Genomic DNA, 22,552 nt, shown 5'->3' with positions numbered 1-22,552 from the left:
GTTCCTTTTACTCCGGTTTATAATCATCCACGTCAAATTCCCGGTCTTTAAAATAGTATTTTCGATCCTCCTCCGTAATTGTGCGCAGCACCCTGCAGGGATTGCCCACTGCGATCACATTATCAGGAATATCCTTTGTCACAACGCTCCCGGCGCCGATTACCACATTGTTCCCGATGGTTACGCCCGGATTGATCACTGTATTGCCTCCCAGCCATACATTGTCGCCGATGGTCACGCTGATGCCGTATTCATAGCCTGAATTCCTGGAATCAGGATGTACGGGATGGCCTGCGGTAAAGATTGAAACATTGGGTGCGATCTGTGCATTTTTACCTATGGTCACCTTTCCCACATCCAGGATTGTCAGGTTATAGTTGGCGAAGAAATTCTCACCCACTTCAATGTTGCTGCCGTAATCGCAGCGGAACGGCGGTTCAATGAAAATATTTTTCCCGCATTTTCCGATAATTTCCCTGATCAGCGCGCCGAGCTCTTCTCCCTGCTCCGGCGGCGTATTGTTATAGCGGTAGATCCGCTTCTTATTCTCCTCACGTTCTTCCGTCAGGCCGTCCAGCCATGCCTTATAAGGCAGCCCGGCCAGCATTCTTTCCTTCTGATTCATCGCTGTATTCATCCTCATTTCTTATAATTTACCGTAACTTTTCCGGTTGCTGATTATCCTTTATAGCTCCTTTAAAGCTTTACTTCCCTGTCCTGCAGCGCATCCATATCCTCTACGATACGCTTCAGAGCAAGGCTTATCATGCCGGTTTCGTAATCCTCCTCCAGCTGGTGAAGCACCTGCGCTTCATCAAAATAATCCAGCTTATCCCACGGCACCGGCGTGTACATAGCTCCCATCTCTCCCGCAAAATGTGAAGCGCCATAGTAAATGCTGCCGTTAAGGACCAGGCCCGCCCCGGGGAAAAAGGATCTCGGGAAATAAATCCCTGCCACACAGGCTTCTCCTTCTGCGCATTTTAACTGATAATAGCCGTAGGTCATGGCATTGATATCATTTTCAAACAGGACAGGAACCTAATAGCGCTCCCTGAGCCGGGGAAGAAATACGCGTCCCTCCAGCCCTTTGAAATCGTTGATGATTACCTCATTGCCAATCGCCTCCCCCGGCAGGCCGAAAGCAATCAGCCCGGTATTGCCGAAGGCGGCAAATACCTCATCCATAGCGGAATCAAAGCTCTCAGGACCGATCTCCTCCATGTATTCCTGCCGTTCCCACAGCTTTTTACCGTCCAGATTAACAGCCAGCGTATGTATGTAGCTTCGCCCCTCCAATTGATGTCCGTATACCACAGCCACTGTGCGGTAATCGTAGTTATAGCGGTACTGCATGGAGGGACGCCCGCCGCCGGAGGGCGCGTTTCCGCCTTCCTGCACCTCGCCGCTATAAAGCATTTCAGAGAGCAGGGCATTCACTGTCACCACGCTCAGGCCGCTGTATTTTGCCAGCTCAGGCTTGGTAGCCGTCCTTTTCTGTGAAAGGATGTTCCGCAGCGTACTTTTATTCAGTTGCTTCGAATTATTGTAACAGCTCAGACGGGGCTGAAGCTTTACTCCAACGGCTACCGAAAGGTGGCGTGAATTTTCAGAAGATAATCCAGCAAAGCGAGCGTGCGCTCTTCCTGAGAAGGACCGTTTTCCTCTCCCGGCGCCGCATTCGTTTTCAGCAGCCCGGCATTTGTCCCTCCCAATACGACGGAAGGCTTGGTCTTTCCATGGAAATCACTTCCCATCGTTTCCAGCAGCTTCAATTCCTCTGCCAGCTGATGAAACCAGGTTACATCAGCTGCAGTATGGTAGCTGCTGTAGACCTCCAGCCCTGATACGCCCATTTTCACCATCGTGCGTATTCTGTCCCGGTTTTTGCCTACGGTATTGACCGGATGGGCTATCACTGATATTCCGCCTGTATCCTCTATCAGCTGCTGCGCTTCCTCAAAAGCAGGATAATCTGCCGGGAAATAGGCCGGCTTCCCCTGGGAACAGAAATCCCAGAAAAAATTGACATAGGGATTGTCTCCCCGCTCACCGCCCGGCCGGTAAGGAATAAGCAGGGGATTGTTGAGATTGCGTTCATCTGCCAGTGCCGCTTCAGCAATAGTTTCTCCCACCACAATTCCATTCCGGGACAGGGCCAGAACCTTTTCTTCCTCAAAAATAATCCCTATGTCCCGCAGTATCTTCATTGCACGGAAGGAATTTTCCTTTTTCCGGGAAAGTATCCTGTTTTCCAGTTCTGCGTATCTGCTGTCATGATAATCGATTCCATAGCCCAGCAGGTGCAGGTCCACGCCATCAAAGGTGCAGTCCAGCTCTACCGCCGGTATCCCGCGGATACCGAAACGGGCGCAGGATACCATCATTTCTTCCACGCCCCTGACTGAATTATGATCAGACAGCGCCGCCACCTTCAGGCCTTTCTCATGGCAAAGCCCGGCGAGTTGCTTTGGAGAATATTCCCCGTCCAGGCTTACTTCCGAATGCATGTGCAAATCCAGCCAGCTCATGCTCTGCTTCCCTTTTTCTGACTGTCAAGAAGCTCCTGCAGCGCTTCGTCGCTGTCTTCAATCCATACATCCTCTTCCTGTGCATTCAGCCCGAGGTATTCACGAAGCGTACAGGGTTCGTCACTGTTATTCCATTTTTCAACATAATCATCGATTTCCTCAAATTCAATTTCTCCCGCAAGATAAAGCTCTTTAAATTTCTTTTCCAAAACAGACTCCTCTTTTCTGTAGTAACGGTCCAGGATTTTCACAGATATGTTAAATCACGGCCTCTATCAAAATCCTGTCACCGAGTTGTATTTCCCTGATACCAATTTCTTTGTTCACATTGAAATTGTAACTGAGCATATAACCTTTCTTCAGATGGAAATAATCCAGATAATCTGATAACTGTTTCTCTCCCCGTTCATGATAGGCATTGCCCCGCCATACTTTCAGTTCTATAATAAACTGCTCTCCATGATAATCCACAACAATATCCATACGTCGTGAATTCCTCGTTTCCGCTTCTATATAGTAATTTCCTGTTCCGTTTATGATAGGACGCAGGTACAATAGGAAGCGTCTGCGGCCTTCCTCCTCATTAAATTCCTCCGCATTGCCGCTATAAATACTGTCAAAATGTTCAACAAACTTCTGTAAAACCAGTTTCATATCTAAATGGCCATCCTGAATGAACTGCGGTTTACTCTGGACAGCCGCTCTGAATATTTCACTGCTTTGTGCCTCTGCCGTAGCTAAAAAATAGTTATACAGGCGTACCTCAAAAATACGATTTGCAATTTCCACATTCCCGCCGCTTTTTTTTGCAAATCCAAACATCATTGCAATGTCTATCCATTGCTCATCAGGATTATATACAATTTTTACACCTGCAAAAAGGATTGCGTAAACCATCTGGCGGAGTCCCGGATAATCATGCAGCTTTCCAATCAGGGATTCAAACAATGTATTTTTCTCAGTCAACAGCAGCTTTACCGCTGCCAGAAATCCATCCTTTGTCCAAACTGCCGCTTTGTCAGGAAAACTTCCACTTTCTGCTACATCTTCATCCATCAGTTTGCATATTCGTGAAACAAGGAACGGATAGCCTGCCGTGTAATCATAAATCAGGCCTGCCATACCATCTATGTCCATACCTGTTTTATGATCCGCTTCATATTCTTTCAGCATACCTGCAATCCCCGTTTGGGAAAAACTCATTTCAACTTTAAAATCAGCGGCGATATTCCATGGGCTGTTCATCCTATGTTCTTCATCCGGCCTGAGCTTTCGGCTAATATTTTTTACATCATACACACCGGCAAGGATGACAGATTGAAAGGCGGGCATTATTTCCCTGTTGAGATAATACGCTCTCAGCTGCGCCAGGAAATCCAGAAATACCTGGTTATTTGTAGCGCTGTCAGCTTCATCAATGATCAGAACTACCGGCTTTTCTGCGGTATCGCATAACTCACTCAGAATTAAAAACAGCTTTCCAAGCGAAAAAAGCGGATCCTGGACCGATGCATAATCCAGTTTATCTAAAATCTCATCGCGCAGTCCGAGTATTGGCCTTCGTCTGTTACGTATCGTCCGTAAAAAATAAGAGGCAAAGGTTGTCGAAAAAATGTGCGCGTTTTCAAATTCTTCATTTCCGATCATCTGAAAGTCAAGGGAAATCACCACATAGTCATTTTTTAAATAATCGGCCAAAGCCTTTATTGTAGTAGTCTTCCCATATTGACGCGCCCTATTGATCGTAAAATATTCGCCGGCATCCACCAGCTTTCTTATTTCCCTAAGGCGTTCCCGGAGGTCAACCATATAGTGGAGCTGCGGATTGCATGCACCAGTGGTATTAAAACAACGTCCCATATCCATACGCTCCTTTCCAGAGCCATTCAAGAAGATGGCCGTTATGAGCAGTTTCATTTTTAGCAATACATTAAAGGGTTGAACTATTTCTGAAATCCGGATAATAGTAAAGCTGATCCATATATTACCATTTTACCCAAATCCTGCCTGTTGATTCCTTGTCTGTCCTGCTGCCATGATATCATAGCAGACCTGAGACAGCAAGTTCATTTTAGAACCTACAAAGAATCTGTCGCACAACCATTTTCATCTACAACTTCCTCATTCGGTTCTGAAGTCCAGGTATGTTCTTCGCTGTCCAGGCGGAAAACTCTTGTTATGCCATTGGACTTGTGCATCAGCATATTATCCCTTGGATAAATACAGGTATCTTCCTTTTCCACAGTTCCCACATCCAGCAGAACCAACGGGTTTTCCCCTGAATTGTAAAATGTATGCGCACTTCCCTCTCTCGCCGGCTTGGAAAAGAAATCTCCTGCCTTTACCGGAATACAATCATCATTAAGATGCAGTGTTCCGCATCCCTCCAGAACCAGAAAAAACTCTTCCTGCTGGGAATGGCTGTGAAAACGGGTGCTGTAAGCGCCGGGCGGCACACTGTCTATATTCACATAAAGGTTCCTGCTGCCTGCCGCTTGCCCCAGGGAACATCCTTCTTCCCACATAAGTCACAACGCGTGTATTCAATTCTGCTGTTCCGAAAGCTCTTAGTTCTACCCGCCTCTTCATACGTACCACCTGTAATTCCAAGTCATGATTCAGCTACCGCTCCACGGATGTGTATCAAACATAATATAGTGGCCATTTTCCTTCAATATCCGGTGGAAATTCTGATACATCGTACCCAAATCATGTATCCAGACATGCACGCCATTGGAGGTATAAACCTAATCAAAGGTTTCGTCCGCCAGTTCTTCCAGCTTCATGCTGTCCGAACAATAGTAGGTAATATCCAGGCCCCTCTGCTCAGCAATTTTTCTTCCATTTTCAACCTGTTTCCAGGAGATATCCGCGGCGGTAACTTTGGCCCCAAGCGCCTGAAAGCCGAACACAGCCACACTGTCGCCGCAGGACGGGACACATACTTTTTTACCTTTCAAATCAGGAACATATTCTTTCATCACAGCCGCTATTGCCTTTGGAAAAGCGATATAAGGATCCTTTTCCAACTCCCGGAATAAAGCTTCATAGTCCCACTAGGCATACCATTCATCCGATCTGCTGTTCCAGTTTTCAACGAGCTCTTTCTGTCGTTCTTCATTTTTATCCAGTCCTGCTGGTAATTTCATATTATCCGCCTTTCTTACTTACTGTTGAACGCCATTCCTTTTTCCTATATCTTAATCTTCGTCCACTTCCCCGATCTAAACCGCAGGCTCGTCAATATAAACCGCACCAGCTGATCGGCGCAGACGCCGAACCAGATACCGATAATTCCCAGCCCGGCGGTATAGCAGAGCAGATAACTGGCAATAGGCCTTACAATTGTTACGCTGATGGTGGAAGCGATGGTGGTGTAAATCACGTCTCCCGCGCCCCGCAGGCAGCCCATATAGATAACCTGGGCAATCTGCAGCAGCACCACTACCACGATAACCCGCATGATTTCCACTCCCATGGCAATGATCTCCGGTTCCGTAAAGAACAGCCGGTACAGGAAAGCTCCGCAGGACAGATAGATTACCGCCAGCACAACGGCGATCATCCGCCCGATATTCTGGCAGATCCCTCCGTATTTTTTTGCCATCTCTACGTCCTTTGCCCCAAGGCTCTGGCCGATAAGCGCCACAGCCGCCACCTGCATGCCGTCCCCAAAGGAAAAGGAAAGGCTCATTACATTCATTCCCACCTGATGGGCCGCAAAGGCAGCCGTTCCCATTTTTGCCGCCATTACAGCCACGGAAAGGAAGCCGACTCTTACGAGAAGCTGTTCCGCCAGGACACTGGAACCGATTTTTATCATGCTCTTTGCGGATTCCAGCGTTGGCCGTATTTTCTCCTTCCACATATAGGGAATACTGATAAAGTCCCCTTTGTAGGCGGCTACGAGGCTCATAACGCAGCCCACCACGCTGCCGATTACCGTGGCGATGGCCGCTCCCGAAACTCCCAGCGCAGGGAAGCCGAAATGCCCCTCTATCAGCAGATAGTTAAAAATAACATTTACCACATTGGCCGCCACATTGGTTTTCATGGCAATTTTTGTATTTCCGGCCCCCCTCTGTGCCGCGTTAACCACCAGAGAGACAACAGTAAAAATAATGAAGCCCATAATGATTCTGAAATACTGCACGGCCTCCGTATGGGAAGCTTCCTCCGAACCGCACAGCCGGATGATCGGATCTGCAAAAGCCACGCAGATCAGGCTGACCGCTACCGACATCACCAGAACAAACACACTCGCCGCGCACAAAACCTCATTGGCGCCCCTCCGGTTCTTCTGCCCCTTGCGTCTGGCAACCAGTGCGGATACAGATACATTCACCGCAATAAACATGGCAAGTCCGATAAATTTCGGCTGGGTAGTCAGCCCTACCGCAGCCACCGCATGCGCGCCCACGCGGCTTACCATCAAAGAGTCCACCATTCCCACAAGCGCAACAAAAAATGACTCCAGTACGGACGGCCATGCCATTTTCAGCACCGTCTGTATATTTTCCTTACTGTACTTTTTCATCTTCTCCCCCCATTATCTGCGTTCCGGCGCGGAATACAGTCATGCATACAGCCGCAGCTCATATGAATATTTATGCATTACCAAGCCTGAAATTCCTGTTCTTTTTATTGTACGTTACAATGATTGCCCTGTCCATAAGCGATGCGTCAAATTTGTGGTCGCTTTTTCGGCAAAAAGCCGATTGACGAACCTTTCTCTGTGGATTATGATTGGCAATGGTAAATATTTGGCAACTGTTTGGATGCGGGCGCAGTAACTGTGAAGTAACCAGGCAGCTGCAATTTTTGACGTAAAAACGAGACGGATAAGCCCCAGTCCCCTGCAGAAGAAAGGTTTCCCAATGAAAAAAATACGTACTACATTCAAAAAAGATCCTGTACTTTACATATCCGGTATTCTTGCCATAATCTCCGCATTTCTGGTTCCTCCGGACACCGCCTATTTTTCCTACATAGATTTCCGCGTTCTCGCCCTTCTTTTTTCCCTGATGTGCGTGATGAACGGCTTCCAGCAAATAGGCTTTTTTCAGAAGCTGGCCGTATTTGTACTGTCTAAAACGGAAAATACAAGGCAGCTGGCGGGCGTCCTTATATTCCTGTGTTTTTTTATGAGCATGCTTATTACGAATGATGTGTCTCTGATTACCTTTGTCCCCTTTACCGTGCTGATTCTCACAATTACAGGACAGGAAAAGCTGATGGTTTTTGTCATCGTCCTGCAGACCATTGCAGCCAATCTGGGCAGTATGCTGACTCCTATCGGCAACCCGCAGAATCTTTATCTTTACAGTCTGTCCGGCATGAGCTTTTCCGGATTCCTGGGAATCATGCTTCCCTATACACTGCTTTCCGCGCTGCTGCTGCTTCTTTTCCTCTTCCTAAAGCCGGGAGAAAAGGTTTATGTGCAGGAGATTTTCGCGGAAACCGGGCCGATGCGGCGACGGCCCCTAATCACATATACACTGCTGTTCTTCCTGTGCCTTGGCTGCGTGCTTCATTTAATATGCTGGCAGGCGGTTCTTGTCATCGTTACCGTTGTACTGCTTTTTACTGACCGCGGGCTTCTGCGCAGAGCTGATTACGGGCTGCTTGCGACCTTTGTATTTTTCTTTATCTTCATCGGAAACATAGGGCGTCTGCCTGTGATCGTTGACCTTCTGCGCACAGTGCTTTCCGGCCATGAGCTTCCTGTGGCCATTCTTGCCAGCCAGGGCATCAGCAATGTACCGGCCGCCATCCTGCTTTCCGGTTTTACGAAAAATTATCTGCCCCTGCTTGTAGGCGTGAACATCGGAGGGCTGGGCACACTTATCGCTTCCCTGGCCAGCCTGATTTCCTATAAACAATATGCACAGACGCCAAGATGCGAAAAAGGACGCTACCTTTCCCATTTCACCGGGCTGAACCTTGTTTTCCTGGCAGCCCTTACCTGCCTTGCCCTTTTCCTTCTGTAGGATGGCTCTGCCCTCTTCAGGCGGGAGGCTTGGCAGAGCTTCCCCACGTTCAGCCTGCATACATATCCCTGTCCCCGGCCGCATATAGTATAGAAAAAACTGTGAGGCCCGTATGCTTTCCATTCTGGAATACATCAATCAACTGCTGTGGGGGTTTCCCGTTCTTATACTCCTCTCCTCCGCCCATCTGTATTTTACCACGAAACTGAAGTTCCCCCAAAAACTCACCCTGAAGGCCATACGCCTGTCCGTAACCCCGGAAAAAGAGGGAAAGGGCGCCAATCTGTCCGGTTTTGCAGCGCTTGCCACAACACTTGCGGCGACACTTGGAACCGGTAATATTGTGGGCGTCTCCACCGCTATTGCCATCGGCGGCCCCGGTGCGCTGTTCTGGTGCTGGATAACCGGTATTCTTGGCATGGCTACCTGCTATGCGGAATGCTATCTCAGCGTACTTTTTAAAAAGCAGAAGCCTGACAAAACCTATGTGGGCGGTCCCATGTATGTCCTGGAAAAAGGGCTGCACTGCCGGGGGCTTGGAATCGTTTACGCACTCTGTGCCCTCTTTGCCGCATTTGGGGTGGGCTGCACCACACAGTCCTCCGCTATCACGGAGGCGGTGAACACCATTGCTCCCGTATCACCGCATATCATTGGCATTCTGGCAGCATTTACCGCCGGCCTGGTCATTCTGGGCGGCGTCAAATCCATCGGCAAATTCTGCACCCGCATGGTTCCGGCTCTGGGCTTCTTCTATATTGCCTGTTGTCTGTATCTGCTTGTCCTGAACAGGGATTTCCTGCTCTCGGGAATATCACTGATTGTAAGCAGCGCCTTCCGGACAAAAGCGGCCGCAGGCGGTTTTATCGGAAGCACGCTGCAAAGCGCCGCCCGCTTCGGCATTGCCAGGGGACTGTTCACCAATGAAGCCGGCATCGGCACCGCAGCCATTGCCGCCGCTTCCTCCGAAACCAGGGATCCCAGAAGACAAAGCCTGATTTCCATGACGGCGGTTTTCTGGGATACTGTAGTCATGTGCGCGGTTACAGGGCTGGTTATCGTCACCAACATTCAGAAAAACCCGGCATCCATCCGGGGCTTTGGCTCCGCCAGCCTCACCTCCGCCGCCTTTACCTACCTTCCCTTCGGCGGCGCGCCGCTCTTGTCCCTGGCTCTGGTGGCCTTCGCCATTACCACCCTCATCGGCTGGTGCTACTACGGGGAACGCGCTGTGGAATACCTGTTCGGGGAGACCGGGATTATCTCCTATCATCTGTGCTATATAGTCATGATTTATATTGGCGCGGTACTCCCCATGGATCTGGTCTGGGGATTTACGGATCTGATTAATGGAATCATGGTCTTCCCTAATGTGCTGGCACTGTTTGCGCTGCGGAAAAAAATACATATCTGACCGCCCTGTTCCAATTTTCCAGGAAAAACAGGAAGCGTTATCTGCTGCGCCTGTACCTGATGAGCATATTTATGACCGTTTTTGGCTATGCCCTGGATAACTGTCTCATGGTAACGGAAAACGGATATGGCAATCATAACATCTTCCTCCCCATGTTTTTGACCGGGGTTATCATCAGTACGATTGAGCTGTTCCTCCGGGACAGAAAAAAGGGAACGCTTCTGCTCATCGCCATATTCCTTGTACAATTCCTGTATTACACAGTTCAGTTCGGAAATGTTTACATCAGGAACAGGAAACGCTACACAGTGGATGATGATCATTGCGCTGCCATTCATGCTGCGATATAACAGGCAGAAGGGGCCCGTGCTGAAATATTTCTTCTATGTTTTCTATCCCGCCCATACCTTCCTGCTGTTCTGGCTGGCGAATTACATATTTGCAAACAATGGCTGATGCCGTTGTGCAAAAGGGGGTATTACAAAAGAGGATATGGCTTTCCTTCCCGGAAGCCGTATCCCCTTTTGCACATTTCATTCATATGTTCCTATAAATCGCGCCATATCTTTATTTACCGTAACTATTTCTCATAATATAAAACGCCAAGCGTTCCCGGCCCGCAATGGCTGGAAATTACGCCGCCAGCCCTGGTCACCCGGATATCTTCAAAATGCTCCAGCCCCTCCAGGAAATCCCGTACCTGCCGGATTACCTCATCAGGGCAGCCGGAATGGGTAATGAATACCCTGTGCCCGTCCGCCGCCAGCAGGTTGTCACGCATATCCTGCACATACTTCATGATGACCTTATCCTGGGCGCCTCTGTATTTCCTCCCGGCGGACATTTTTCCCTGGCTGACCTCAATCCTGGGCTTCAGGTTCAGCTTTCCGCCAAGCAGGGCTGTTACAGTGGAACATCTTCCTCCCATTGCCAGGTAATCCAGTCTTTCCACGACAAAGCTTGCTCTCACTTTGTCACGGGCTTCCTCGATTTCCTTTACTATTTCTTCCGCGCTCCGGCCCTCCTGCGCCAGCTGCGCAGCCCGGAGTACCTGCAGGCCGATACCTGTGGAAAGGTTCCTGGAATCAATGATAAACATTCTGTCATATTCCAGCTCCTCCTTTACCAGCCGCATCACATTGCAGGTCGTGGACATTTCTGAGGAAATTCCGATAAAAATCACTTCCTCCTGATTTTCCTTCATGCCCTTTACAAGCGCAAGCGCCCTGTCAAATGCGACAGCCGCTGTTTTCGGCGTCCGTTTATTGGCCTGTGCCCAGACATAAATCTCATCCGGAGAAATCTCTTCACCATCACTGTAGCTTGTCATATCCAGCACAATATTCAAAGGAAGAATGGTAATTCCATAATCCCGGATCAGTTCAGGTGACAGATCACAGGTACTGTCCGCCACAATTTTTATTGAACTCATTTTCTCCATGCCTTTCTTTTTTACGTACCTTCATCCCGATTCGTCAAACAGGCCAGATGCCTGTTACGTCTCTCACGGCTTTTTAGCCGCTCTTTAAAGCAGGGCTTTCTCCACAATGCCAAGGCCAATCGGATAAGGGCCGGTGTGCACTCCAATCGTAGCCCCAATCTGGTAAACAGGCAGAGCCACCTCGCCGTATTCACCGCGCAGGCGTTCCAGGACAAGCGCCCGGTACTCCTGCGCTTCCGCCATGTCATAGCCGTAACCTACGGCGATGGAATAGCGGCTGATATCCGCAGCCCTCTCATGCAGATAGGCAAGGAGCAGATCAATTGTTTTCAGCATGGTTTTCTTTCTCACCCGACCGATTCCCGAAGGAAATATTTCTCCCTCCTTCAGAGTGATAATCGGCTTGATTCCAAGCAGGGCGCCTGCCGCGCCGGCCACCTTGCCGATTCTTCCGCCGGCCTTCAGGTATTCCATATTTCCTACCGTAAAAAAGATTCTGCCGGAGCTTCTGATTTCTTTGATCCTGGCAATCGTTTCCTCATACCCTGCCCCGCTCTCCTGCATGGCCGCCGCCTGAAGAACCAGAAGCCCCTGAAGCACCGTATTCACCGTCGCATCCATCACCGTAATTACCGCCTCAGGATAATCTTCCAGAATCAGCTTCTTTGCGGACAGAGCCGACTGCATGGAGCCGCTGAATTTTGTGGTGATGCAGATACAGAAAACCGGAACCTTCTCCCTGGCGTACGTTTCAAAGGCATCATAATAATCCTGGATGGAGGGGAGGGAGGATTTGGGATAAACGCCCGGGTTATCCACCATCTTCTGATAAAACTCCCGGATTCCAATCTCTTCAATTTCCTTCTGATAATTCTTATTATCGAAGGACACGTAAAAAGGCACCACCCGAATGTGTTTTTTTTCTGCCAGCTCCGGAGGCAGATCGCAGGAGCCGTCACTGATAATCTGAAAATTGCTGTCCATGTTTTTTCACTTTCCTGTTGATTTCCGCGGGCAACGAACCAGGCAGACACATCGGCGTGTCCTGCTGCTTTGCCGCACAAATACAGTTTTACCACTATTCCGCTTATCAGTAAAGCCTAATCTGCCATTCTATGGTAAATTTTCTGATAAATTACGGTCAGTCCGGACAGCATCTATCTTTTCCACAGCTTCCCGGCACGGATGCAGACGGGCTCACCGTCCACACTGATCCAGACGTCAAGAGCGGACGGGTTGTATACCATGTGCATGTCCGTACTGAAAACCAGGCTTCTGGCTGCTGTCACATAATCCTTGATCTGGATGTTCGTGGCATACCATACGTCCTCCTGATCCGCCGCCATTTTACAGAATTCTTCCATTACCTCCCAGTTGTCCGCACCATCAAATTCAAAGCTGTGGCCCCAGACATAAAAAAGCAGCATCTGATCAAAATCCCGTTCCTTAAACTGCTTCCAGAGTCCCTTCAAATCCCCGTTATGATGGGCTGTCGGATGCCATTTCATAAAATCCTCAGGAAGATCAAACCGGCCTGTGGCCTCCACCGTCCGGCTGTATTCCATGCCGCAGCTGCGGGCCAGCTCGATTACATGCTCCGAATATGCGCCGAAGGGGTAAGACATGCCGCGTACCGGATAACCGCAGGCCGCCTCCAGCATCTTCTTATCCTCCAGTATTTCCGTAAGCACACCCGTATCGGGGATCTGCGTAAGATAAGGATGGGTCACCGTATGTACGGAAACCTCATGGTTGCGGTACAGCTGTGCCAGCACCGATTCCTTTACATAACGTTCCTTACCGATATTGCCGCTGTTAAGATGAAAGGTTCCCCTGATATGGTATTTGTCAAAAAGAGCCGCCAGACGGACATCAAAAAGCTGTCCGTCATCATAGCTCATAGTTAGTGCGCGTCTTACCCCGCCGGGAAATAAATTCGTCTTTACCGTCATTTTTCTTCTCCTTTGTTGTTTCCGTGTCTCAGCCGCATTCCCGTAGGCGTAACCGCCAGTCCGCCTTTGGCCGTTTCCCTCACTGACTGGGGCATCGCCTTCCCTATGGCATACATGGCGTCCACCACCTCGTCAAAGGGGATATAGCTCTTCACTCCCGCCAGCGCCAGATCCGCAGAAAGCAGGGCATTCATGGCCCCGGAGGCATTCCTCTTAATACAGGGGATTTCCACAAGCCCGGCCACCGGATCACAGGTAAGTCCCAGTACATTTTTCAGAGCCATGGCCGCAGCATGGAATGCCGCCTCCGGTGAGCCGCCCAGCATTTCCGCAACAGCCGCCGCACCCATGGCCGCAGCCGCTCCGCATTCCGCCTGGCACCCGCCTTCCGCTCCGGAAACCGTAGCCCGGCTGCCTATGATAATCCCTATGGCAGAAGCCGTAAATAAAGCATTTACCATGCATTCCCGATCCAGTCCCCTGCTCTGCGCACATGCCAGAACAGCCGCAGGCACGATACCGCAGGAGCCGGCTGTAGGGCAGGCCACAATGCACTGCATGGAGGCATTGATTTCCGAACAGGAAAGAGCCATGCCCACTGCCAGCGATGCCACCTCCCCCAAAAGGCTTTTCCCTTCCTGACGGTACTGCTCATAAAGGCAGGCATTACCGCCGGTCAGCCCGCTTACGGAACGCACCGGTTCCCTCCTCGCTTTCTGCGCGGAGCGCTCCATCACAGAAAGCGACTGGTCCATCTGTTCCCTGAGCTCTTCCCCTGTCCTGCCGCTGCGTTCCACCTCCTGATTCAGTGCATATTCCCACAGCGTCTGATTGTTTTCCTTTAATGTATTGATCAGATTTTCCGTATCCAGTATAAACATAATCTTCCCTGCCCGCTGTCCTCCCGGCATCCCATTTCCCGGGACACCTGCACAGCTCCTTTCTTTCTTCGTAACTGTCCGGTTCCTTCACAGCCACTGCCGGGCGTCAGCCCACATCTCCCGGATTGAGCAGCAGTACCTGTTTCACTCCGTATACCCTCTCCAGCGCATTTTTCAAATGCTCCGGAAGCTCCCCGTCCAGTTCCATATACATACATGCGGTCCGGCCGTCATCAGTACGGTTCACCTGCATATTTCCTATATTGATCCGATAGGCATACAGAATCGCGGTAATTCCGGCAATCACCCCCGGCTCGTCCGTATGCTTGGTAGCCAGAATCGGTCTTTCCCCTGAAAACTGCACCGTCACGCCGTCGATTTCCGTAATACAGACGCTGCCGCCGCCGATACTGCTTCCTGTCATGGTAAAAAGCCTGCCGCTTTGGGTGATAAGCTCCATGTGCACGGTATTCGGATGCACATCTCCCAGATCCGCGGGAATAAACTCCGCTTCAATCCCCTTTTCCGCCGCCAGCTCATAGGCCTGCTTCAGCCGTTCATCATCGTACCGGATTCCCTGAATCCCCGCCAGAAGCGCCTTGTCGGTTCCGTGCCCCTTATAGGTCTCCGCAAACGAACCATGCATGTAAAAGCGGGCCTTTTTTATATCCTCCCCGCAAAGATGCCTGGCAAGCAGGCCCAGTCTGGCCGCACCCGCCGTATGGCTGCTGGACGGCCCCACCATCACCGGACCAATCATATCAAAAACACCATAATGCTTCACCGTACGCTCCTCCTGAAAAGAGCCCTGCAAACCTGTAATAGCTGCAGGGCCTGTCTGTTCTGTTAGTATTTGTTTTTCCGTTTCTATTATACCTTTGCCATGCCGTTCATGTCCAGCATTTTCAGAGCTTTTGTGCCAAATTGTGTTATTTATAAATATCGTTCAGACGCTGGTACAGCGGAAACAGGCGTCCGTAAATATTTCGGAAAATTTCTTCATACAGCGTATTGTATATCTGATGCTGCTGCATATCCGGGGAAAAGAAATCTTTTTTGAAAACCATGCTGCCCACCGCTTCTTCATAGTCTGTAAACTCTCCCATACCCACAAAGGCCGCAATAGCGCTTCCGATCCCGGAAACCTCAAAGGTCTGCGTGCGGATAACGGGAAGTCCGAACATGTCCGCCGTAATCTGGTAGATTTCATCACTCTGGGCACCGCCGCCCACATAGATTTCAAGGAATTTATGTCCTGACTGCTTCTCCAGAAGCTTCAGCCCGTCCATAAGCGCAAAATTAATCCTTTCAATTATGGCCCTGTAAATATGTATCCTGGTATGCACATCGGAAAATCCGATCACAGCCCCCTTTGCTACCGGCATGGTGGTATTCGGCGTAAAATAGGGCTGAAAAATCAGTCCCTCACATCCTGCCGGCACTTTCTTCAGCCGCCGGTTCAGCAGCTCCTCCGCGGAAATTCCCAAAGTCTGCGCCTTTTCGATTTCCTTGGCGGCAAATTCCCGCTTGAACCAGGAAACCAGCCAGTAGCCCCTGAAAATTTCTATCTCCGGCGTAAAATGTCCCCTCATCACCGACGCATAAGGCGGAATAAAACGTTCCGGCTCCACATAGGCATCGGTGGTAAAGGTTACCGTGGCCGTAGTTCCGAAGCTGATCGCCGCCTTTTCTTTCGTAATGCAGCCTAATCCCAGGATTTCACAGGCCTTATCCGAACCTGAGGCAATGAGAGGCAGCCCCGTATCCGCAGATGCCTTTGCCGATACACGTCCCAGTATATCTCCCGGCTCCACGATCTCACAGAGTTTTTCCGGTTCAATGGGAAAGACGGGCCTGGTGAGATCACTTTTTTTCTGCCAGGTTCTCGTCCGGTGGTCAAAGGAAACCCTGACCACCATACTGGCCGCGGAATCCACCATCTTCCCCGTCAGACGGTTTCTTTACCCGGGAGAGCGGGATTTCCTCATGCTCGCTGATAATTTGCGCCACAAGCGGCATACAGAAGCCTCCCTGACAGCGGCCCATGCCCGGAAGCAGCCTTTTCTTAATACCGTCCACTGTACATACTGGAAGCGGTGAATTCAGGGCATCCAGTATTTTCCCCTTGCTGATTTCCTCACATCTGCAAATGATAACGCCGTAATCCGGATTTTCCCTGATGAGCCTGTCACGCTCTTCCATTCTTCGTCCTGCGTCCCATCTCGATAATAAAATCTTCTTCAAAAGCAGCCGCCCTTACCCCGGTAAAATAGGTAATAATATCTCTTTGCGTCAATCCCGGTGAAGTACCCTTCTGTTTGGCAAATACCCGGTCAATGGAAGCCTGCTCCGTAGCAAAATTTTCTTTTTCCCAGGTTTCCACAGCATCCGGCCCCACCAGCACATTATCATCCACCGTATGCAGCATTCCGCCTCCCTTGGTATGCCCCGTCGTCTTGCTCCGGCTCTGCCCTGCGGAATGCTTTCCTTCCCACCAGCCTGGTGTCTTTCACTTTGCACCGGAACTTCTTTTCCAGTACATACAGAAAAATGACCGGCAGATAGCGCCACTGCGTAAAGCCCACATACTGCCCGCACCTGCGGAAAGGAACGTCCAGCTCCTCACAAATCTGATCGTACATTCGGTTTCCCTTCAGCACATATTCCTGCTTCAGGCTGCCTTTCCTCAAATCCACACCCGGATGTACCTCGCCGTCATTCCGTCCCGAGGACTGTACCGCCAGATCGGCCTCTTTTTCCACCAGCAGGATATCCAGCTGCCAGCGGGACAGTTCCCTTGCTATATTGGCTCCGGATATGCCGCCTCCAATAATCAGGACGTCAGGCGCGGCGCCCTCTAATGAAGAATCTCTCAGGCCCATGTTTATTATGGCAGCTCCAAGAAAAGATAATGTGAAAGAATTAATACTGGATACGACGGAAAAGCTTCTGGAAACCAGGAAGCTTTCCGATATCTCCCTTTCCGAAATCGCCCATACTGCCGGCATTTCCAAGGGAACCCTCTATTACAACTATAAAAGTAAAAACGAAATTCTGTTCGATATTACGGATAAATATCTTGATGAGCAATGGAATGATCTCGTACGCTGGACGGAGGATGCCTCCAAAGACACCTCTCTGAACGGTTGGTAAAATATGTGCTGGAAAGGGATGTTTCCACAGTGAATATGCGTCTCCATTTCTTTTATGACGCCATGCTCGGCAATGAGGGAATCCGCTTAAAGCTCCTCACCCGCTACCAGGAGTTTTCAGAGCTGATTGCAGGGAAAATCGCGGAACGTACGGAAAATGCAGATGCACAGTATCTTTCCTGGCTGATTCTTCTCCTCTTGGACGGCCTGTTCATCCACAAAACGCTTCGGAATGATGCGCTGGATGTGGACGCCTTTATCGGCCAGACCGCAGAGTATGCCCGTCTCTTAAAGCAGCATACGCCATTACCCCAAAAGCAGTCCGACGGACAATAAAAAGGCAGCTTTCCCCGGCGCTCTTTCTGTTTCAAAGCGTGCCGGGCAGCTGCCCTTTTTTATTGTGTTCTGTAGCTTTACTTCCTGCCGTATTCTTTCGTCCTTTCGTCCGAAATAACTCCTGAATAGTTCATGCCATAAGCAAAATCATAGGCATGGCCCTCTGAGTCGATGTATACGCGCATATCAAAGGCGCGATCCTCATCCTGTTCCTCCACAGTATCCATATCTGCAGGCATCTGTAAAGGAAGGAGGCCCATAGGCTCATATTTTCCCGTAATCACCTCCAGCACCGCATCCGGTGATACCCCGAATTCTACCAGAATGGCATCCGCATAAGGCTCCAGATCACGAAATACCAACGGATTTTTAACAGTTACGGAAACTATAACCGGTTTTCCCTTCATCTGTTCCTTCGTTCGGATTACCAGATCCAGATCTTCTTCGTTCGCCGCCGTATTTGTTTTCCCAAAATAGGAACGGTTGGTGAAATCCTCCAGCGGGTCTCCTCCGGCCAGGCTTTCTTCTCTCGCCTTTTTTGCCATGTAAGGCCTGTACTGCAATGTAACCGGAAGATAGCCGTTTCCGCCGGCAGACCGATCTTCAGGACTATATCCCACAGAAATCGGAGATTCAATGAAGCAGATGGCAGCATCCGCTTCTTCTGCGGTTTCCACCACTTCAAACCACTTCGAGGCCGCTTTCTTCCCGGAAGGAGTAACCACGCTGTCATCAGTAAGAATACTTATAAAATTTCTGTAAGGCCGGATATGCCTGTCAGGAATATATACCTTTACTTTTTCTTTCAGCGGCAGCGCCTGGTTCCTGTTTTTCAGAAGCACAACGGAATGCAGCTGGGAATCAAAGCCCTTCTTGACAAATTCCGGATTTCCCACTGTATCCAGAGATTTCTGCAGCTCCAGGTAGGGATTTTCAAACAGTCCGGTACGGAAAATATTTTTCAGCAGCCTCACTGCCGAACGTTCAAAACGTTTCCGCATGGCTTCTTCACCATATTTTTCACAGCCCATACGATATGCTTCAAGGACAGGCTTGATATCATTGTTGCCGCCGAACTGATCCACACCCGCCTCCAGCGCCTTCAAGTGCCTCTCCTCTATCGTAAGCTCTTCCACGCCCCAGCATTTTCCGGCGAATTCTTCTTCGGTTTTTCCGGTATTATGGGTAATTCCCCAGTCTGTACAGACGACACCGTCATATTCCAGCTGTTCCCGGAGCAGATTTCCAATCAGATAACGGCTGAAGGAATTTCCAACATTTTCTCCGTTTTCCTTATCCTGTCCGTAAGAAATTGTATAATAAGGCATTACCGCACTGGCGCTCTGTGTTCCGCCTTCCAGTGCAAAAGCTCCTTCAGAAAAGGGCCGCAGATGCTCTTCGAAATTTCCGCCCGGATAAACCGCATATTTCCCATACGCATAATGCGCGTCACGGCCGCCCTCGCAGGGACCTCCTCCGGGGAAATGCTTTACCATGGTATTAACGCTCTCTTCTCCCCAGCCGTCAGCGCTTCCTTCCGTAGTCTGAAAACCGTCACAGTAAGCCTTCGTCATTTCTACAGCCAGCCTGGTATGCTCCCCAAAGGTATCAGCAAAGCGCATCCAGCGAGGCTCAGTGGACAGATCTATCTGAGGCGACAGAGCAGTGGCAATTCCAAGCGCACGATATTCTCTGGAAGCTATTTTACCAAATTCCAATACCTCCTGCGGATTAAAGGAGGCGGTCAGGCCGATGCCATTGGCCCATTTGGAAATCGGCTCTCCGGTGATTCCCTTATATTCTGCGCCGGAGTCCGCCCCATGCCTGGGATCTGAACTGTTATTGGCAGGAATCCCAAAGCCCGTATTTTCTGCCAGCGCCTGCAGCCTGTTATTCCATTTCACCGCGGTTTCGGTGTCCTTCAGTTCCGTAATCAGCACATGCCGCACCTTGTCCTCTGTCAGGAATTTCTTCTGCTGATCCGTTAATTCCCATGGCTCCGCCTGGCTTTCCTCAAAGCTCTTCCCTCCGTAAGTGGCGGAAAACGGCCCATTCATACCGTCTGCCGGGATTCTCTGATGCGCGCTGTACAGCATCAGGCCTGCAATATCCTCAATGGGAAGCCTTGCCGCCAAATCCTCTGCTCTTTCCCGGGCATCAAGACGCCAGTCCTCATAAGGAGCCAGCTCTCCGGTTCCCAGGAAATCTTTAAAAGCCAGGCCATCTACAGTGATTAGCTTCACCCGGCTCCCATCGGACAGTCCCAGGCACTTTCCCCCTTCATTGCGAATCAGACGGAAACCATCCTTCTGTTCTTCCTTCCACAGTTTTTCCATACTCTTGTCCTCTCCTGCATTCAGTCTGTATTAAGAATAGAAATATACATCTGCAAATATTATACAGGCGTCCCTGCCCAAATTCCAGCCATAATTCTTATGTTGTTGCTCCCATGCCATTGCTCCCTAATACACCCGCCCTTACTGTCCTTACCAGTATTCGTGTCCTTACCAGTATTCGGCAAAAAAAGACATCATCACGCATTTCCCTGCAAGTGATGATGTCTTTTTATTAATTCATGCTTTCAGCACATTTTTCAGTTCCGGAAATCAAAGACCCCGCTGCAAGCAACGGGGTACCAAACTTGCAGCGCTGCAGAGCAGCGGGGTCTTTGGTCTACGCTCCGCTTCGGTCGGTGCAAAACATGTGCCACTGGCACATAGCACCCCTCGCGGCAGTCGCCAAATATCCATGCAAGCATGGCTACTTGGCTCGTTGCTCGCGGGAATAAAGAGGTACGGATTACATACCAGCCTGAGCTGCAACCTCTGCTGCGAAATCGTCAACTTTTTTTTCAAGACCTTCGCCGGTTTCAAAACGAACGAATTTCTTTACGGAAAGCTTAGCGCCGTTTTCTTTGGCAACCTGCTCAATATATTTGGCAACGGTCAAATCTCCGTCCTTTACATAAGCCTGCTCAAGCAGACATACTTCCTTCAGTTCCTTTGCAAGACGGCCGGTGATCATTTTCTCAATGATGTTAGCAGGCTTGTTTGCATTCTTGGGATCGTTCTGAGCCTGAGCCATCAGGATTTCCTTCTCATGCTCTTTGTAATCCTCCGGAACGTCTGTGGTAGCCACATACTTGGGAGAAAGAGCAGCAACCTGCATAGCTACGTTAGACAGGCACTCTTTTACCGCATCATTCACCACATCAGTATCAGCTTCTACGATAACGCCGATTCTTCCGCCGCCGTGTGTATAGGATACAACACAGCCATGCTCTGCGGTAACCTTCTCAAATCTTCTGATGTTCAGGTTCTCGCCGATAGTAGCGATCTTCTCAACCAGCGCTTCTTTTACAGTCTTGGTTGTGTCAACATTCCAGGGCTCAGCCATGAATGCATCCATGTCAGCAGCGTCAGAATCTACTGCCTGCTGTGCAACCGCTGCAACGAATTCCTGGAAGTTCTCGTTCTTGGCAACGAAGTCTGTCTCAGAGTTAACTTCAACAACTGCTGCTGTTGTATCATTCTTTACTGCGATACGGCAAAGACCTTCTGCTGCGATTCTGCCTGCTTTCTTCTCTGCTTTGGCCTGTCCGTTCTTTCTAAGGAACTCCATAGCCGCTTCCATATCGCCGTTTGTTTCATTTAATGCTTTCTTGCAGTCCATCATACCTGCTCCGGAAAGCTCTCTTAATTCTTTTACCATTGCTGCTGTGATAGCCATTGTATTATCCTCCATGAAATGCTTTGCTTTCACTCTTACAAGTTAAAATTATTCAGCTGCCGTCTCTGCTTCAACTGCCACTTCTTCAATATCGGTTGCTTCGGTAGCCAGGGCAGCTTCATCATAAACTGCCTCGCCCTGATTTGCTTCGATAACAGCGTCTGCCATCTTGGATGTGATTAATTTAACTGCTCTGATAGCGTCATCATTACCAGGGATGATGAAATCCAGTTCTTCCGGATCACAGTTGGTATCGCCGATACCGATCAGGGTAATTCCCAGAATGTGAGCTTCCTGTACGCAGATTCTTTCTTTCTTGGGATCTACGACAAAGATAGCATCCGGAATTCTTGTCATATTCTTAATACCGCCCAGGTTCTTTTCCAGCTTTTCCCATTCTTTCTTAATCTGGATAACTTCCTTCTTGGGAAGAACGTCAAAGGTTCCGTCCTCGGCCATAGTCTCGATCTGTTTCAGTCTTTCGATTCTGCTTCTGATGGTCTTGAAGTTGGTAAGCATACCGCCCAGCCATCTTTCATTTACATAATACATTCCGCAGCGTTCCGCCTCAGCCTTAACAGCATCCTGAGCCTGCTTCTTGGTACCAACAAAAAGGATGGTGCCGCCCTGTGCTGCGATTTCGGAAACTGCATTGTAAGCTTCGTCAATCTTTCCTACGGACTTCTGAAGATCAATGATATGGATACCATTTCTCTCGGTGAAGATATAAGGAGCCATTTTAGGGTTCCATCTTCTTGTCTGATGTCCAAAATGAACACCTGCTTCCAGCAACTGCTTCATAGAAATAACGCTCATGTTTCTTACCTCCGTTTGGTTGAATTCTTCCGCATGCATCTCAATGGAAAGCTTTCTTCCCATTTTCCAGCCACTTCCGCGTTAAAGAAGCACCGGCCTGGAAATCAGCACGCGTGATTTTTGGTCACAACGTTTGGATTATAACATAAAAAATCCCCCTGTGCAAGGGGGATTACAAAAAAACAGCGCCGAAAGGCGCTGGCAGGTTGTAAATAATCCTCTCGATACTTTTATACTTAAATATTTATTTTCCACATCGCTACGCCCTTTTCATGTTTTTATCCACACCCTTTAGGCATTCGTAGCCTTC

At 49.5% G+C, this 22,552-nt stretch carries 27 protein-coding genes; 6 read left to right on the top strand and 21 right to left on the bottom strand.

Annotated elements, in window-relative coordinates; all coding sequences use genetic code 11:
• Positions 1-7: 7 nt before the first annotated feature.
• From FYJ45_RS08020 to FYJ45_RS07980, 9 genes are all read right to left on the bottom strand, one after another.
• Positions 8-625: a sugar O-acetyltransferase gene (locus tag FYJ45_RS08020; RefSeq protein ID WP_154464185.1), complete on the bottom strand. Its 618-nt coding sequence runs from the start codon at positions 623-625 to the stop codon at positions 8-10.
• A gap of 71 nt (positions 626-696) precedes the next feature.
• Positions 697-1,032: an ROK family protein gene (locus FYJ45_RS08015; RefSeq protein ID WP_268890927.1), complete on the bottom strand. Its 336-nt coding sequence runs from the start codon at positions 1,030-1,032 to the stop codon at positions 697-699.
• Between the two features lie 9 nt (positions 1,033-1,041).
• Positions 1,042-1,449, bottom strand: a complete 408-nt coding sequence (locus FYJ45_RS08010; protein WP_154464183.1) for a hypothetical protein — start codon at positions 1,447-1,449, stop codon at positions 1,042-1,044.
• A 137-nt stretch (positions 1,450-1,586) separates the two neighbouring features.
• The gene (locus tag FYJ45_RS08005; RefSeq protein WP_154464182.1) at positions 1,587-2,531 is read right to left on the bottom strand and encodes a PHP domain-containing protein; all 945 of its coding nucleotides are present in this window, start codon (positions 2,529-2,531) and stop codon (positions 1,587-1,589) included.
• Positions 2,528-2,740 carry a hypothetical protein gene (locus tag FYJ45_RS08000; RefSeq protein WP_025489746.1) on the bottom strand — a complete coding sequence of 71 codons (213 nt, stop codon included), beginning with the start codon at positions 2,738-2,740 and terminating at the stop codon, positions 2,528-2,530. The genes FYJ45_RS08005 and FYJ45_RS08000 overlap by 4 nt, the downstream gene beginning before the upstream one ends.
• A gap of 49 nt (positions 2,741-2,789) precedes the next feature.
• On the bottom strand, positions 2,790-4,391 hold the full coding sequence (locus FYJ45_RS07995; RefSeq protein WP_154464181.1) for an AAA-like domain-containing protein: 1,602 nt from the start codon (positions 4,389-4,391) through the stop codon (positions 2,790-2,792).
• Between the two features lie 218 nt (positions 4,392-4,609).
• Positions 4,610-5,002, bottom strand: coding sequence for a cupin domain-containing protein (locus tag FYJ45_RS07990; protein ID WP_276925120.1), 393 nt, complete (start codon positions 5,000-5,002; stop codon positions 4,610-4,612).
• A gap of 276 nt (positions 5,003-5,278) precedes the next feature.
• Positions 5,279-5,512, bottom strand: coding sequence for a class I SAM-dependent methyltransferase (locus FYJ45_RS07985; RefSeq protein WP_235930725.1), 234 nt, complete (start codon positions 5,510-5,512; stop codon positions 5,279-5,281).
• A gap of 212 nt (positions 5,513-5,724) precedes the next feature.
• Positions 5,725-7,068: an MATE family efflux transporter gene (locus tag FYJ45_RS07980; RefSeq protein WP_154464178.1), complete on the bottom strand. Its 1,344-nt coding sequence runs from the start codon at positions 7,066-7,068 to the stop codon at positions 5,725-5,727.
• A 340-nt stretch (positions 7,069-7,408) separates the two neighbouring features.
• Between FYJ45_RS07980 and FYJ45_RS07975 the strand changes: the two genes are divergently transcribed.
• The 4 genes from FYJ45_RS07975 to FYJ45_RS32620 all read left to right on the top strand — a co-directional run bounded on the left by FYJ45_RS07975 (position 7,409) and on the right by FYJ45_RS32620 (position 10,391).
• A complete protein-coding gene (locus FYJ45_RS07975; RefSeq protein WP_154464177.1) occupies positions 7,409-8,521 on the top strand; it encodes an SLC13 family permease in 1,113 nt (370 codons plus the stop codon).
• A gap of 112 nt (positions 8,522-8,633) precedes the next feature.
• Complete coding sequence (locus FYJ45_RS07970) at positions 8,634-9,935, top strand: alanine/glycine:cation symporter family protein (RefSeq protein WP_021635897.1); 1,302 nt, start codon at positions 8,634-8,636, stop codon at positions 9,933-9,935.
• Positions 9,936-10,006: 71 nt separating this feature from the next.
• Positions 10,007-10,285, top strand: coding sequence for a hypothetical protein (locus tag FYJ45_RS29515; RefSeq protein ID WP_207708407.1), 279 nt, complete (start codon positions 10,007-10,009; stop codon positions 10,283-10,285).
• Positions 10,212-10,391, top strand: a complete 180-nt coding sequence (locus FYJ45_RS32620; protein ID WP_154464176.1) for a TraX family protein — start codon at positions 10,212-10,214, stop codon at positions 10,389-10,391. The genes FYJ45_RS29515 and FYJ45_RS32620 overlap by 74 nt, the downstream gene beginning before the upstream one ends.
• A gap of 124 nt (positions 10,392-10,515) precedes the next feature.
• Here the strand turns inward: FYJ45_RS32620 and FYJ45_RS07960 are convergent, their stop codons facing one another.
• The 9 genes from FYJ45_RS07960 to FYJ45_RS30525 form a co-directional block, all read right to left on the bottom strand.
• Positions 10,516-11,367: a DegV family protein gene (locus tag FYJ45_RS07960; RefSeq protein ID WP_025489740.1), complete on the bottom strand. Its 852-nt coding sequence runs from the start codon at positions 11,365-11,367 to the stop codon at positions 10,516-10,518.
• Between the two features lie 93 nt (positions 11,368-11,460).
• Positions 11,461-12,360: a DegV family protein gene (locus tag FYJ45_RS07955; RefSeq protein WP_154464175.1), complete on the bottom strand. Its 900-nt coding sequence runs from the start codon at positions 12,358-12,360 to the stop codon at positions 11,461-11,463.
• 173 nt (positions 12,361-12,533) lie between these two features.
• Positions 12,534-13,328, bottom strand: a complete 795-nt coding sequence (locus FYJ45_RS07950; protein ID WP_021635902.1) for a polysaccharide deacetylase family protein — start codon at positions 13,326-13,328, stop codon at positions 12,534-12,536.
• The gene (sdaAA, locus tag FYJ45_RS07945; protein WP_154464174.1) at positions 13,325-14,209 is read right to left on the bottom strand and encodes an L-serine ammonia-lyase, iron-sulfur-dependent, subunit alpha; all 885 of its coding nucleotides are present in this window, start codon (positions 14,207-14,209) and stop codon (positions 13,325-13,327) included. Before sdaAA ends, FYJ45_RS07950 begins: the two co-directional genes overlap by 4 nt.
• A 106-nt stretch (positions 14,210-14,315) precedes the next feature.
• Positions 14,316-14,993 carry an L-serine ammonia-lyase, iron-sulfur-dependent subunit beta gene (sdaAB, locus tag FYJ45_RS07940; protein WP_025489736.1) on the bottom strand — a complete coding sequence of 226 codons (678 nt, stop codon included), beginning with the start codon at positions 14,991-14,993 and terminating at the stop codon, positions 14,316-14,318.
• Between the two features lie 145 nt (positions 14,994-15,138).
• Complete coding sequence (locus FYJ45_RS07935; RefSeq protein ID WP_154464173.1) at positions 15,139-16,149, bottom strand: FGGY-family carbohydrate kinase; 1,011 nt, start codon at positions 16,147-16,149, stop codon at positions 15,139-15,141.
• Positions 16,106-16,411 (bottom strand): (2Fe-2S)-binding protein, encoded by a 306-nt coding sequence (locus FYJ45_RS30535; protein WP_235930718.1) that lies wholly within the window; start codon positions 16,409-16,411, stop codon positions 16,106-16,108. The genes FYJ45_RS07935 and FYJ45_RS30535 overlap by 44 nt, the downstream gene beginning before the upstream one ends.
• Complete coding sequence (locus FYJ45_RS30530) at positions 16,398-16,637, bottom strand: hypothetical protein (RefSeq protein WP_235930717.1); 240 nt, start codon at positions 16,635-16,637, stop codon at positions 16,398-16,400. Before FYJ45_RS30530 ends, FYJ45_RS30535 begins: the two co-directional genes overlap by 14 nt.
• A complete protein-coding gene (locus FYJ45_RS30525) occupies positions 16,618-17,091 on the bottom strand; it encodes an FAD-dependent oxidoreductase (RefSeq protein WP_235930716.1) in 474 nt (157 codons plus the stop codon). Before FYJ45_RS30525 ends, FYJ45_RS30530 begins: the two co-directional genes overlap by 20 nt.
• Before the next feature lie 31 nt (positions 17,092-17,122).
• On the opposite strand from FYJ45_RS30525, the gene FYJ45_RS30520 reads away from it, so the two are divergent.
• Positions 17,123-17,362 (top strand): TetR/AcrR family transcriptional regulator, encoded by a 240-nt coding sequence (locus FYJ45_RS30520; protein ID WP_276890777.1) that lies wholly within the window; start codon positions 17,123-17,125, stop codon positions 17,360-17,362.
• Between the two features lie 29 nt (positions 17,363-17,391).
• Positions 17,392-17,697 carry a hypothetical protein gene (locus FYJ45_RS30515; protein WP_235930714.1) on the top strand — a complete coding sequence of 102 codons (306 nt, stop codon included), beginning with the start codon at positions 17,392-17,394 and terminating at the stop codon, positions 17,695-17,697.
• 77 nt (positions 17,698-17,774) lie between these two features.
• Here FYJ45_RS30515 and FYJ45_RS07920 read toward each other — a convergent pair whose 3' ends face one another.
• The 3 genes from FYJ45_RS07920 to rpsB all read right to left on the bottom strand — a co-directional run bounded on the left by FYJ45_RS07920 (position 17,775) and on the right by rpsB (position 22,242).
• On the bottom strand, positions 17,775-20,033 hold the full coding sequence (locus FYJ45_RS07920; RefSeq protein ID WP_154464172.1) for a glycoside hydrolase family 3 protein: 2,259 nt from the start codon (positions 20,031-20,033) through the stop codon (positions 17,775-17,777).
• A 463-nt stretch (positions 20,034-20,496) separates the two neighbouring features.
• Positions 20,497-21,426, bottom strand: a complete 930-nt coding sequence (gene tsf / locus FYJ45_RS07915) for a translation elongation factor Ts (protein WP_154464171.1) — start codon at positions 21,424-21,426, stop codon at positions 20,497-20,499.
• 48 nt (positions 21,427-21,474) lie between these two features.
• On the bottom strand, positions 21,475-22,242 hold the full coding sequence (gene rpsB, locus FYJ45_RS07910; RefSeq protein WP_025489728.1) for a 30S ribosomal protein S2: 768 nt from the start codon (positions 22,240-22,242) through the stop codon (positions 21,475-21,477).
• Positions 22,243-22,552 lie beyond the last annotated feature (310 nt).

This window comes from Eisenbergiella porci (assembly GCF_009696275.1).
Classification (GTDB): Bacteria; Bacillota; Clostridia; order Lachnospirales; family Lachnospiraceae; genus Eisenbergiella; species Eisenbergiella porci.
Note: the sequence above shows the minus strand (reverse complement) of the source record. Positions and strands in the feature narration are given on the sequence as shown.